The sequence below is a fragment of the Yinghuangia sp. ASG 101 genome (assembly GCF_021165735.1).
Classification (GTDB): Bacteria; Actinomycetota; Actinomycetes; order Streptomycetales; family Streptomycetaceae; genus Yinghuangia.
On record NZ_CP088911.1, the window covers coordinates 5738992 to 5752321 of the forward strand.

The following is a 13330-nucleotide window of genomic DNA, read 5'->3' on the forward strand; positions in this document are numbered from 1 at the left end:
GCCTTTCTGGCGCTCCTTCCCCGGTGCCAGACGGTCACTTCCCCAGACGAGCGGGCGGGGACCTGGCGGCACGTACGTCGCGACCACCGTCGCGGCCCCGCGTTCGTGGCAGTCTTGGCCGGTGAGCCGGTCCCGCCGGGGCGATCGGCCGCGCACACGAACGCCGCCGCGCCCGATGGCGGCACCGAAAGGGTCGACATGACCGCGACGGCGGCCCAGCCACCCGCAGCATCCGGCGACGCCGAGGCCCACGCCCACGTCCCGGTCCTGCTCGACCGCTGCATGGACCTGCTCGCTCCCGCTCTCGCCGAGCGACCGGGCGCGGTCGTCGTCGACGCGACACTCGGCATGGGCGGGCACAGCGAGGCCCTTCTCACCCGGTTCCCCCGGGCGCGCCTGATCGGTCTCGACCGCGACCCCGAGGCCTTGGCCCGCTCGCGCCGCCGCCTCGCGCCGTTCGGCGACCGCTTCACCGCCGTGCACGCGGTGTACGACGAACTCCCCGCGGTGCTCGCGCGCCTGGGCATCCCGCGCATCGACGGGATCCTCTTCGACCTCGGCGTGTCCTCGCTGCAACTCGACGAGGCCGACCGGGGTTTCGCGTACGCCCGCGACGCCCCGCTCGACATGCGCATGGACCCGACCCGCGGCATCACCGCGGCCGAGGTGCTCAACACCTACCCGGCCGACGACCTCTCCCGGATCCTCCGCGAGTACGGCGAGGAGCGCTTCGCGCGCAAGATCGCCGCCACGATCGTGCGGGAGCGCGCCCGGGAGCCGTTCCGCGACAGCGCCCGGCTGGTCGACCTGGTGCGCGACGCCATCCCGGCGGCGACCCGCCGTACCGGCGGCAACCCCGCCAAACGCACCTTCCAGGCCCTGCGCATCGAGGTCAACCAGGAACTCACGGTGCTGGAACGCGCGTTGCCGGCCGCACTCGCGGCGCTGGCGGTCGGCGGGCGGATCGTGGTGCTGTCGTACCACTCGCTCGAAGACCGCATGACCAAGCGCGCGCTCGCCGCCGGCGCGGCATCCAAGGCCCCACCGGACCTCCCGGTCGTGCCGGACGCGCTCCAGCCGACCTTCACCCTGCTGACGCGGGCGTCCGAAGGGGCCACCGAGGCGGAGACCGCCGAGAATCCGAGGGCCGCTTCGGCGCGTCTGCGCGCGGCGGAGCGCGTACGGGAGGATTCTTGACCGGCAAAAAGGCGGACCGCACCCCCGCGTCACGAACTCCGTTCGTGCTGCTGATGGTGCTGCTTCTCGGCGGCGGGCTGCTCGGGTTGCTGCTGCTCAACACCGCGTTGAACCAAGGGTCGTTCGACAAGTCGCGGCTCAAGAGGCAGAACGCGGAGCTGAGCGACGAAGAGCAGGCTCTGCGGCAGCAGCTCGAAGCCGTTTCGGCACCGGGGGAGTTGGCCCGCAAGGCGGAGGACCTCGGCATGGTGCCGGGTACGAATCCGGCCTTCATCGACCCCGGGACCGGGCAGGTGCACGGGTCCGCGAAACCGGCGTCGCCGAAACCGACGCCGACCCCGACGGCGAGCCCGCCCGTCCCGATCGCGGCCGGCACCCCCGCTCCCGCACCGGCGACCGGCCCGAGCGCCGTGCCGACACCGACCGATACGACCCCGACGCCGCCCGCGACCTCCGGACCGGCGCCGCGCTGAGCCGAGGGAGCACCGGCTTGACCACGCCAGGATCCGGAGACAACGGCCGGCACGACGCACGACGCCCGGCCGAGGGGGAAACCGACCGGCCCCGCGCCCGCGGCGGTGCCGGTGAGCCCCCGGACACCCACACCCCGGACAGGCGGCCCGACCGCCCCGCCGGCGCCCCGGATTCCCCGGGCCGCCCCGGGGTCGGCCAACCCTCCTCCGCGACGGGCCCGACCGCGCCCGACGGCCGGCCCGACGGCCGTGCGGCGGGCACACCTCGCGCCTCGGAACCCCGCTCCGCCCGGGCGTCCGCCGCGGGGCGCGCGGGCTCGCGTCGCGGCGACGGTGAATCTCCCGCGCCGAACGGTCCGGCAGCGCCCGGGAGCCGCGCGGGCCGCCCCGGAGAGGGCCCGGAGCGGCGCTCCACCCGCGCCTCGGGGTCGGGGCGCGGATTCGGCTTCCGCCGGGGATCCGCACGCCAGGATCCGCCCGCCGGGGAGCGCGGCGGTTCCCGCGCCGAAGGCCGAGGCGACAGCCGACGCGGTACGGCACCGCGCCCCGGACCGGACGCCGCGTCCCCCGGTCGTTCCGCCGCCCCCGGCGGATCCGCGCGCGACGCGCGGGCGGAACAACCGGGCCGCCGAACCCCGGCACGAGGCCGACGGACCGATCCGGCCCCCGGGGCAGCCACACCGAGCGACGTACAACGCGCCCACTCCGGCGCCGGAGCGACGGGTGCGCCTGCCGCCCGGGACACCGGCGACGCCCGCACCACCACGCCCGAGCGCGACACACCCGGGCGCCGCATGTCCTTCCGACGCCGCCCCGGGAGCGACCGCGGCGACGCGTCACCGCGGCTCCGGCCCCCGAGCGACGGCGTGGCCGCGCGCGGCGACCGGTCGGCCGAGCGCCCACGGAACGCACCCGGCGCGGGACCCCGGCCGCCCAGGCCCGAAAGCGAAGCACCCGGCGAACGACCGGCCGAGCGGCCCCGAAGTCGCCCCGGTGCGGCGGGGCGCGGTGCGGGGTCCGCGTCCCGGCCCGGGGGCGAGGCGGCCGGGCGCGGCGAACGACCGTCCGAACGGCCCCGGAGTGCCCCCGGTGCGGGGGCGCGCGGTGCGGGCTCCCCCTCCCGGTCCGGAGGCGATGCGCCCGGGCGCGGCGAGCGCCCCCGCACGGCCTCCGGCCAAGCCGCGCGCGGCGAGCGCGGTGCCGCCGCCCGCGACGCGGCGTCGGCACGCCCGGAACACCGCCACGAGCCGCATGACCGTCGTGGGCGACGCCCGGATCCGCGCTCCGACCGGGGCAGGGCGGCCCAGGAATCGCCCGGCGCCGCGCCCGGAGGGCAACCGCGCCGCCCGGCGGCCGACACCCCGCGGAACGGCCGTCGGCCCAAGGCCCCCGCGCCCCGGTCGGCCGACGCGCGCCGACCCGCCCGCCACGGCACCGACGGCGGCGCCGACGCGTCGCCTCGCGGACGCCGGATCGTGCGCGACGCGCAAGGCGCCGCCCGTGTGGTCGCGCGCCCGACGCGGCCGACGCGGTCCCCGGCGTCCGGCCGCGGTCACGCGCTGTCGGCCCGGGCGGACCGCCGCGTGACCCGGCCCGCCGCGCCCCCGCGCGAGGCGCGCCGAGGCCCCGTGCGCGTCCGCACACTGCGGCTCGGCGACCCGAAGCGGCGCCTGCGATTCGGGCTCATCGGACTGGCCGTGGTGCTCACGCTGTTCGTCGGCCGGATAGTGCAACTCCAGGCGCTGGACGCCTCCGCGTACGCCGCCGACGCCAACAGCCTGCGCATGCAGACCGTGCGGCTCGCCGCCGACCGCGGCGCCATAGTGGACGCGAACGGTGTCACGCTGGCGTCCTCGGTCGACGCGTACGACATCACCGCCGACCCCACCCAGGTCCAGGACTACGACCCGACCGCGACGGCCGCCGCGCTCTCCGCCGTCATCGGGGCGGACGCCGGCCGGATCGAGGAGTTGCTGCGCACCCCGAAGTCCCGCTATGTCGTGATCGCCGAGCAGGTCGAGCCCGCCGTGTGGGACAAGGTCAAGGCCGCGCAGAAATCGCTCTCCGACGAGAACCGCGACGACCTCGTCGGTATCTACGCGCGCCCGCACAGCAAACGGGTGTATCCCGCGGGTTCCGTCGCATCGAACCTCGTCGGGTTCGTCAACGCCGAGGACAAAGGCGCCGGAGGGCTCGAACTCGCGCTCGACGAACAGCTGTCCGGGCGCGACGGCAAGGTGACGTACGAGAACTCCCTGGGCCGGCAGGTCCCCACGGCCGGCGAAAAAGGCCAGGACGCCGTGCCCGGCGACACCGTGCAACTGACGATCGACCGCAACATCCAGTGGTACGCCGAGCAGCTGATCGCCGCGAAGGTCACCGAGGCCGCCGCGGAGAGCGGCACCATCGTCGTGCAGGACGTCAAGAGCGGCGAGGTCCTCGCGATGGCCACCACACCCGGCTTCGACCCGAACCGCGTGGCCACCGCCAACGCCGCCGACATGGGCAACCGCCCGATGCAGGAGGCGTACGAACCCGGCAGCACCAGCAAGGTCATGACGATGGCCGCGGTCATCGAGGAGCGCAAGGCCACACCCGAGACCGAGGTCATCGTGCCGGGCGGGCTGCCGCGTTCCGACCGCGTGTTCCACGACGACGTCGACCACGGCACGTGGTATCTCACGCTCAACGGCGTGCTCGCCAAGTCGAGCAATATCGGCACCATTCTCGCGGCCGAGAAACTGGGCCCCACGCAGCAGGACGCGAACCGCAAGCTCGACGAATACCTGCGCAAATTCGGTATCGGCTCGAAGAGCGGGATCAATTTCCCCGGCGAAACGCCCGGGCTGCTGCCGCCGCCGCAGAATTGGGACAGCGCCCAGCAATACACCATTCCCTTCGGGCAGGGCCTCGCGGTGAACTCCCTGCAGGCGACCAGTGTTTACCAGACCATCGCCAACGGCGGCGTACGCATCGACCCGAGCCTGGTGAAGAGCACGACCGGCCCCGACGGCAAGACCACGCCGACCCCCGCGCCGGTGCGCACCCAGGTGGTCAGCCCGCAGACCGCCCGGACCGTCGCCGACATGATGGAATCCGTCGTCGCCGCCGACGAGGGAACGGGCAACAAGGCCCAGATCCCCGGCTACCGGGTGGCCGGCAAGACGGGCACCGCCAACCGGGTGGATCCCAAGGGGGGCGGCTACAACGGATACACCTCGTCGTTCATCGGATTCGCGCCCGCGGACAACCCGCAGATCGTGGTGTCGGTGACCATCCAGGCACCCGTCAACGGCAAATGGGGCGGCACTTTGTGCGCACCGGTGTTCAAGGACGTCATGAGCTTCGCACTCCAGACCCGCAAAGTGCCGCCGACCGGTACGAAGCCGCCGGAAATCCCGGTGGAGTGGAAGCCGTGACCCTCGGCCGCGCCGCCGAGGGGACCGTGCGCACCGTGCGTCGGAGACCTCGAAAAGCAGGTAGCCTCACCGCCGTGTCCGATCGTGTTCCGCGGCGTCCCACCCGTGTGCCCCCTCGTCCGCTGTCCGGCCTGTACGCGCTGCTCGGCCTCGCCGACGCCGCACCCGGCACCCCAACGGACACCGGCCGCACCGCCCCCTCCGAGCTCACCGGCGTGACCCACAACTCGCGTACGGTGCGTCCCGGCGACCTGTACGCCGCGCTGCCCGGCACGCGCGCGCACGGCGCCGACTTCGCCCCCCAGGCCGCGGCCCTCGGCGCCGCCGCCGTCCTCACCGACGCGGCGGGCGCCGACCGCGCCCGCGCGACGGGCCTCCCCGTGCTCGTGGTCGACGACCCGCGCGGACGGCTCGGCGAGGTCGCCGCCTGGGTCTACGGCCGACCCGCCGACAAGCTCCTGCTGTTCGGGGCGACCGGCACCAACGGCAAGACCACGACCGCGTATCTGCTCGACGGCGGGCTCCGCGCCGCCGGACACGTGACCGGCCTGGTCGGCACGGTCGAGACCCGGGTCGGCGACGTGGTCGAGCCGAGCGCCATGACCACCCCCGAGGCCACCGACCTGCAGGCCCTGTTCGCGGCGATGACCGAACACGGCGTCACCGCGGCCTCGATGGAGGTCTCCAGCCACGCACTCGCGCTGGGCCGCGTGGACGGGACGGTGTTCGACGTCGCGCTGTTCACCAACCTGACGCAGGATCACCTGGACTTCCACGGCTCGATGGAGGACTACTTCCGCGCGAAGGCCGACCTGTTCACGCCCCGGCGCGCGCGAGCCGGCGTCGTCGACATCGACGACCCCTTCGGGGCGCGTGTCGCCGAGATCGCGACGATTCCCGTCACGACGGTCTCCCCGAGCGGCACCCGGCCCGCGGACTGGCACGTCGCGGACGCCGAACTGGGGCCCGACGGAAGCCGGTTCCTCCTGGTCGGCCCGAACGGCGCCAAGACAGACGCCGCGGTGCGCCTGCCCGGTCCGTTCAACATCGCCAACGCCGCGCTGGCGATCGTCGCGCAGGTCGTCGCCGGCGTCCCGCTCGACATCGCGGCGGCCGGGGTGGCGTCCGTCGCGGGGGTGCCGGGCCGTATGGAACACGTCGACGAGGGCGCGCCGTTCACCACCGTCGTCGACTTCGCCCACACCCCGGACGCGGTCGAGACCGCGCTGCGCGCGCTGCGCGAGGTGACCGCGAACCGGCTGTTCGTGGTCCTCGGCTGCGGCGGCGACCGGGACCGCACCAAGCGCCCGCTGATGGGCGCGGCAGCCGTACGCCTCGCCGACGTCGCGGTGCTGACCAGCGACAATCCGCGATCCGAGGACCCCCGCGCGATTCTCGACGCGATGCTCGCCGGAGCCCGCGAGGTCCCCGAACCGCACGGCGACCTCGTCGTCGAGCCGGACCGTGCCGCCGCGATCGCGTGGGCGGTGAACCACGCCGCCCCCGGCGACGTCGTGGTGGTTGCGGGCAAGGGCCACGAGCAGGGACAGAAGATCGGCGACGAGGTACGGCCGTTCGACGACCGGGTCGAGGTCCGCACCGCACTGCGCCGCCGTTTCGGCACCGGCACGACCGCTGCCACAAGCACCGCCACGACCACCGGCACGACCTCCGGCGCCACCCCCGGGGCGCCCGAACCAGCGGCCGGGAGCGGTGGGAAGATCGACCCCGCCGCCCCGACCACCGACCCTGCGGCGCACGCCGCCGCGGGCGACCGCGCCGTGCCGCCGTCCGAGGAGACCCGATAGTGATTGTCACGACTCTCGCCGACGCCGCCCAGGCCGTCGGCGGGCGGCTTGCCGGGGGCGCCGACCCCGAGACGCGGATCACCGCCGAGGTGGTCGTCGACTCCCGCAAGGTGACCCCGGGCGCGTTGTTCGCCGCAGTCTCGGGCGAGCGCGCCGACGGGCACGACTTCGCCGAGGCCGCGGTGCGCGACGGCGCCGTCGCGGTCCTCGCGACCCGCGAGACCGGTACGCCCGCGATCGTCGTCGACGACGTCGTCGCCGCGCTCGGGCGGCTCGCCCGCTCGGTGGCCGACCGCCTGCCCGACACCACCGTCGTCGGCATCACCGGCTCGTCCGGCAAGACCAGCACCAAGGACCTGCTCGCCCAGGTCCTCGCGCACGCCGGGACCACGATCGCGCCGCCCGGCTCCTTCAACAACGAGATCGGCCTGCCGCTCACCGTTCTGTCCGCCGATCTGACGACCCGTCACCTCGTATTGGAGATGGGCGCGCGCGGAGTGGGCCACATCGCGTACCTCTGCGACGCCGCGCCGCCGCGCATCGGGGTCGTGCTGAACGTCGGCACCGCCCACCTCGGCGAGTTCGGCGACCGCGCGACCATCGCCAAGGCCAAGGGCGAACTGGTCGAGGCACTGCCGCCCACCGGCCTCGCGGTACTCAACGCCGACGACCCGCTCGTCCGCGCGATGGCCGAACGCACCCGCGCCCGCGTCGTGTTCGTCGGCGAGGGGACAAGTGCCGACATCCGTGCGCAAGACGTACGCCTCGCCCCGGAAGGCCGCGCGTCCTTCACCCTCCGCACACCGGAGGGCGATGCGCCGGTGATCTTGCGCCTGTACGGTGAGCACCACGTGGCCAACGCCCTCGCGTGTGCGGCGGTGGCACGCGAGGCCGGCATGAGCGTCGACACGATCGCCGCCGCGCTCGGCGAGGCCGCGTCCACGTCGCCGTGGCGCATGGAAGTGACCGAACGCGCCGACGGCGTCACGGTCGTCAACGACGCGTACAACGCGAACCCCGACTCGATGCGCGCCGCACTCAAGGCGCTCGCGGCGATGGCACACGGCCGTCGCACGTGGGCCGTCCTCGGCGAGATGCGCGAACTCGGGGACGCGTCGATGGCCGAGCACGACGCGATCGGCCGCCTCGTGGTGCGGCTGAACATCGGCCGCCTCGTGGCGGTAGGGGGCAGGGAGGCCGCGTGGATGGACATTGCGGCGAAGAACGAGGGTTCTTGGGGTGAGGAGTCGGTGTTGGTACCCGACACGCAGGCGGCCGTCGACCTGCTGCGGTCCGAGCTTCGCGCGGGCGACATCGTGCTGGTGAAGGCATCGCGGGGGGCGGCTTTGGAGCGGGTGGCACTCGCTCTGCTCGATGACGCACGGCCCGGCGACGCGGTGGCCGGCGGGGAGGTGCGTCGGTGAGGGCGGTTCTGCTCTCCGGTGCAATCGCCCTGGTGCTGTCGCTCATCGGCACGCCGCTCGCGATCCGGATCCTGGTCAAGCGCGGCTACGGCCAGCTGATCCGGGACGACGGACCGCAGGGCCACCACAGCAAGCGCGGCACGCCGACCATGGGCGGCGCGGTCATCATCCTCGCCGCGCTCATCGGCTACGCGGGCGCCAAGGCGATCACGCTGGAAGGCCCCACCGCGTCGGCGATCCTGGTCCTCTACCTGATGGCCGGCCTCGGACTCGTCGGATTCGTCGACGACTTCATCAAGATCGTCAAGCAGCGCAGCCTCGGCCTGCGCGCCAAGGCCAAGCTCGCGGGCCAGTCGTTCGTCGGCATCTCGTTCGCGATCCTGGCCCTCCAGTTCAACAACGACCGCGATGTCACACCCGCGTCGACCAACCTCTCCTTCGTCACCGACACCGCGCTCGACCTGACGCCCGTGGTGTTCGTGATCTGGGCGTACATCCTCATCGCGGGCCACTCGAACGGCGTCAACCTCACCGACGGCCTCGACGGCCTCGCCACCGGCGCCTCGGTCATCGTCTTCGGCGCGTACACCTTCATCGGCGTGTGGCAGCACGGCCAGAGCTGCGCCTTCGAGGCGTCCGCGGGCCCGGCCTGCTACGAGGTCCGCGACCCGCTGGACCTCGCGATCGTCGCCGCCGCGATGATGGGCTCCTGCTTCGGCTTCCTGTGGTGGAACACCTCGCCCGCCAAGATCTTCATGGGCGACACCGGCTCGCTCGCCCTCGGCGGCGCCCTCGCCGGCCTCGCGATCTGCACCCAGACCGAACTGCTGTCCGCCCTGATCGGCGGCCTGTTCCTGATCATCTCGCTCTCGGTGATGATCCAGGTCGGCTACTTCAAGATGACCGGCAAGCGTGTCTTCCGCATGGCTCCGCTGCAACACCACTTCGAGCTGAAAGGCTGGCCCGAAGTCCTCATCGTGGTGCGCTTCTGGATCATCGCCGGCCTGTGCGTGATCCTCGCCATCGGAATCTTCTACGCGGGCTGGGTGACCGCCAAGTGACAGTGAGCCTGCACGAGTTCGACCACTTCGACGCCCCTTGGGGCGAACTGTCCGCGTGTGTCGTCGGCACCGGGATCTCCGGCTCGGCCGTGGTCCGCGCGCTGCGCGAGAAGAACGCGCGGGTCGTCGTGGTCGACGCCGCCGACGACGAGAAGGCGCGCGCCCGCGCGGCCGACCTCGAAGCCCTGGGCGCGAGCGTGCGCCTCGGCGACGACACGGCCCTCCCCGAGGGCGTCGACGTCGTCGTCACCTCGCCGGGCATGCGCCCCACCGCGCCGCTGTTCGCCGCGGCGGACGCGGCCGGCGTCCCGGTGTGGGGCGACGTCGAACTCGCGTGGCGGCTGCGCCCGCGCGAAGGCGCCGCGCCGTGGCTGGCCATCACCGGGACGAACGGCAAGACGACGACGGTACGCATGCTCGCGAGCATGCTCACCGCCGCCGGGCTGCGCGCCGAGGCGGTCGGCAACGTCGGGACACCCGTGCTCGACGCGGTCCTCGCGCGCGACGCCGCCGGGAACCAGGCGTACGACGTCCTCGCCCTCGAACTGTCCAGCTTCCAGCTGCACTGGCTCTCGCCGTGGACCGAGGGCTCCCGCGCGCCGCGCATGCGCGCCGCCGCGCTGCTCAACATCGCGCCCGACCACCTGGACTGGCACGGCTCCGCCGAGGCGTACGCGACCGCCAAGGGCCGCGTCTTCGCCGGTGCCGAGGTCGCCTGCGTCTACAACAGCGCGGACGCCGCGACCGAGAAACTGGTCCGCGAGGCCGACGTCACCGACGGCTGCCGAGCGGTCGGATTCGGCCTCGGCACCCCCACCCCGGGCAACCTCGGCGTCGTCGAGGACCTTCTCGTCGACCGCGCGTTCGTCGCCGACACCCGCGCCGAGGCCGCCGAACTCGGCGCGCTGGCCGACGTGGTGCCGGCCGCACCGCACAACGTCGCCAACGCCCTCGCCGCCGCCGCACTCGCCCGCGCCCACGGCGTCCCCCCGGAGGCCGTACGCGAGGGCCTGCGCGCGTTCCGCCCCGACCCGCACCGCATCGCGCACGTCGCCACCGTGGACGACGTCACCTACATCGACGACTCCAAGGCGACCAACGGCCACGCCGCCGCCGCGTCGCTGCGCTCCTACCCGTCGATCGTGTGGGTCGCCGGAGGACTCGCCAAGGGCGCGTCCTTCGACGACCTCGTCGCGCAGGCACGCGAACGGCTGCGCGCCGTCGTGCTGATCGGCGCGGACCGAGCCGGGATCCGCGACGCACTGGAGCGACACGCACCCGATGTCCCGGTCTCGGAGGTCGACGCCACCGACACTGGGGCGATGGATCTCGTGGTGCGCAAGGCGGCGGAACTGGCCCGTCCGGGGGACACGGTGCTCCTCGCCCCGGCCTGTGCCTCGATGGACATGTTCCTGAACTACGGCGCGCGCGGCGACGCGTTCGCCGATGCGGTGCACAGGCTCTCCGGCGACGCTTCCTGACGAGGCGCCACCATGCCGGGGGCGACGCGAGAAGCGGCCAAGCAGGGCAAGCAGGCCGGGCCGGCGAAATCCGCCGGGCGGTGGGGCAAGGCGCGCGGTGCGTCCGTGCCCCCCGCCCGCCGCGGCGGTGCGTCGGGCCCGGCCCGCGCCCGTCTCAGGGACGTCAAGCGGGCGTTCGACCGCCCGCTGACCGCCTACTACCTGCTGCTGGGCGCGGGGCTGCTGCTGTCGGTCCTGGGCCTGGTCATGGTGCTGTCGGCGTCGCAGATCTTCTCGCGGGTGACGTACGGCGACTTCAGCGCCGTCTTCGTCAAGCAGGCCGTCGCCATCGCGATAGGGCTGCCGCTGATGTTCATCGGCGCCCGGCTGCCGGTCCGCGTGTACCGCATGCTGGCGTACCCGTTGCTGATCGGCTCCGTCTTCGCCCTGTGCCTCGTGCTCGTGCCGGGCATAGGGATGGAGGTCAACGGCAACCGCAACTGGATCGCCCTCGGCGGGGTGTTCCAGATCCAGCCGTCGGAGTTCGCCAAACTCGGGCTCGTCCTGTGGGGCGCCGACCTGCTGGCCCGCAAGGACCGGCTGCTCGGCCAGTGGCGCCACCTGTTCATCCCGCTCTTCCCCGGTGCCCTGCTGGTGCTCGGGCTGGTGATGGTCGGCGGCGACATGGGCACCGCGATGATCATCGTCGCGATCGTGCTCGCCCTGCTCTGGGTCGCCGGCGCCCCCGGCCGCCTCTTCGTTCTCGCCCTGTCCTCCGCCGCGGCGCTCGCGACCGTGTTCATTCTCATGAAGCCGCACCGCGCGGCCCGTTTCGATTCCTTCCTCGACCCCTTCTCCGACCCGCAGGGCGAGACCCTGCAGGCCGCCCACGGCATCTACGCCCTGTCGACGGGCGGGTTCTTCGGCAGCGGAATCGGGACCAGCTACGAGAAATGGGGCACTCTGCCGGAGGCCCACACGGACTTCATCTTCGCCGTGATCGGCGAGGAATTGGGACTGGTGGGGACGCTGTCGGTTCTCAGCCTCTTCGCGGCTCTAGGCTATGCGGGTATCCGCGTCGCCGGTCGTACGAAGGACCCCTTCGTACGCTTGGCCGCGGGGGGCGCCACCGCGTGGATCACGGCCCAGGCCACGATCAACATAGGTGCGGTGCTCGGCCTGTTGCCGATTGCCGGTGTGCCCCTGCCGTTGGTGTCCTACGGAGGCTCCGCCTTGCTTCCGACCATGTTCGCCGTGGGCATGCTGCTCTCGTTCGCCCGTACCGAACCGGGAGCACAGAAGCAGCTCGCGGCACAGGGCCGAGGGGCGGTCCGCCGTGCGTTCGCGCGGGTCCTGCCGCGCAGGGAGCGGTGAAACAGGTGCATGTCGTCCTCGCCGGCGGGGGAACCGCCGGGCACATCGAGCCGGCTCTCGCCCTCGCGGATGCGCTGCGGCGGGAGAACCCCGATGTGGGCATCACCGCGCTGGGCACGTCCAAGGGCCTGGAGACGAAACTCGTCCCCGCCCGGGGCTACGAGCTGGCGCTGATCCCGGCCGTCCCGCTGCCGCGCAAGCCGACCCCCGAGCTGATGACCGTGCCCGGCCGCCTGCGCGGCACGATTCGCGAGGCGGCTGCCGTCCTGGAGCGCACCCAGGCGTCGGCGCTCGTCGGCTTCGGCGGCTACGTCGCGTTGCCGGGCTACCTCGCCGCGAAGCGCCAGGGCATCCCCATCGTCGTCCACGAGGCGAACGCCCGCCCCGGCCTGGCCAACAAGATCGGCGCGCGCTACACCCACTTCGTCGCGGTCAGCACCCCCGACAGCAAGCTCCGGCACGCCCGCTACATCGGCATCCCGCTGCGCCGGGCGATCGCCACCCTCGACCGTGACGCCGAACGCGCCCAGGCCCGCGAGACGTTCGGCCTCGACCCCATGCGCCCGACGCTGCTGGTGTTCGGCGGCTCCCAGGGCGCGCGCCGCCTCAACGAGACGCTCGCCGCCACCGCCGAGAACCTGCTCGCCGAAGGCGTCCAGGTCCTGCACGCGGCCGGGCCCAACAACGAGTTGACCATCACACCCCCACCCGGCGCGCCGCCGTACGTCGTCGTGCCGTACCTGGAGAGGATGGACCTCGCGTACGCCGCGGCCGACATGGTGCTGTGCCGTGCCGGCGCGATGACCTGCGCCGAGCTGTCGGCGGTCGGCCTCCCCGCGGCGTATGTCCCGCTGCCGATCGGCAACGGCGAACAGCGGTTGAACGCGCAGCCGGTGGTCAAGGCCGGCGGCGGCCTCCTGGTCGACGACGCCGACCTGACGCCGGAGTGGATCACGGAGAACGTCCTGCCGGTGCTCACCGACGCGCGGCGACTGTACGAAATGGGCCGTGCGGCAGCGGAGTTCGGACGCCGCGACGCGGACGAGACGCTGGTGCGCATGGTGCACGAGGCCATCGCGGCGGCGCGCACCTGACACCGGATCGAGGAGACGCG

Annotated in this window: 9 protein-coding genes; all 9 read left to right on the plus strand. The window is 73.5% G+C overall.

The features are described from left to right. Window positions 1–198 precede the first annotated feature (198 nt). The 9 genes from rsmH (at window position 199) to murG (ending at window position 13310) form a co-directional block, all read left to right on the plus strand. Window positions 199–1197, plus strand: a complete 999-nt coding sequence (rsmH, locus tag LO772_RS24625; protein ID WP_231774214.1) for a 16S rRNA (cytosine(1402)-N(4))-methyltransferase RsmH — start codon at window positions 199–201, stop codon at window positions 1195–1197. Next, window positions 1194–1670 carry a cell division protein FtsL gene (locus tag LO772_RS24630; RefSeq protein WP_231774215.1) on the plus strand — a complete coding sequence of 159 codons (477 nt, stop codon included), beginning with the start codon at window positions 1194–1196 and terminating at the stop codon, window positions 1668–1670. Before rsmH ends, LO772_RS24630 begins: the two co-directional genes overlap by 4 nt. A 1583-nt stretch (window positions 1671–3253) precedes the next feature. Then, the gene (locus LO772_RS24635) at window positions 3254–5089 is read left to right on the plus strand and encodes a peptidoglycan D,D-transpeptidase FtsI family protein (protein WP_231774216.1); all 1836 of its coding nucleotides are present in this window, start codon (window positions 3254–3256) and stop codon (window positions 5087–5089) included. 74 nt (window positions 5090–5163) lie between these two features. Then, complete coding sequence (locus tag LO772_RS24640; RefSeq protein ID WP_231774217.1) at window positions 5164–6897, plus strand: UDP-N-acetylmuramoyl-L-alanyl-D-glutamate--2,6-diaminopimelate ligase; 1734 nt, start codon at window positions 5164–5166, stop codon at window positions 6895–6897. Continuing rightward, window positions 6897–8321 (plus strand): UDP-N-acetylmuramoyl-tripeptide--D-alanyl-D-alanine ligase, encoded by a 1425-nt coding sequence (locus LO772_RS24645; protein WP_231774218.1) that lies wholly within the window; start codon window positions 6897–6899, stop codon window positions 8319–8321. The genes LO772_RS24640 and LO772_RS24645 overlap by 1 nt, the downstream gene beginning before the upstream one ends. Next, entirely contained in the window at window positions 8318–9382 is a 1065-nt protein-coding gene (mraY, locus tag LO772_RS24650) for a phospho-N-acetylmuramoyl-pentapeptide-transferase (RefSeq protein WP_231774219.1), read from the plus strand. The genes LO772_RS24645 and mraY overlap by 4 nt, the downstream gene beginning before the upstream one ends. A gap of 2 nt (window positions 9383–9384) precedes the next feature. Then, on the plus strand, window positions 9385–10863 hold the full coding sequence (gene murD, locus LO772_RS24655; RefSeq protein ID WP_269453247.1) for a UDP-N-acetylmuramoyl-L-alanine--D-glutamate ligase: 1479 nt from the start codon (window positions 9385–9387) through the stop codon (window positions 10861–10863). 12 nt (window positions 10864–10875) lie between these two features. Next, complete coding sequence (ftsW, locus tag LO772_RS24660) at window positions 10876–12216, plus strand: putative lipid II flippase FtsW (RefSeq protein ID WP_231774220.1); 1341 nt, start codon at window positions 10876–10878, stop codon at window positions 12214–12216. 5 nt (window positions 12217–12221) lie between these two features. Continuing rightward, the gene (murG, locus tag LO772_RS24665) at window positions 12222–13310 is read left to right on the plus strand and encodes an undecaprenyldiphospho-muramoylpentapeptide beta-N-acetylglucosaminyltransferase (RefSeq protein ID WP_231779703.1); all 1089 of its coding nucleotides are present in this window, start codon (window positions 12222–12224) and stop codon (window positions 13308–13310) included. Window positions 13311–13330: the final 20 nt, after the last annotated feature.

Coding starts and splice junctions, on each gene's coding strand:
- rsmH (WP_231774214.1), top strand. CDS start 199: ATGACCGCGACGGCGGCCCAGCCACCCGCAGCATCCGGCGACGCCGAG.
- ftsW (WP_231774220.1), top strand. CDS start 10,876: ATGCCGGGGGCGACGCGAGAAGCGGCCAAGCAGGGCAAGCAGGCCGGG.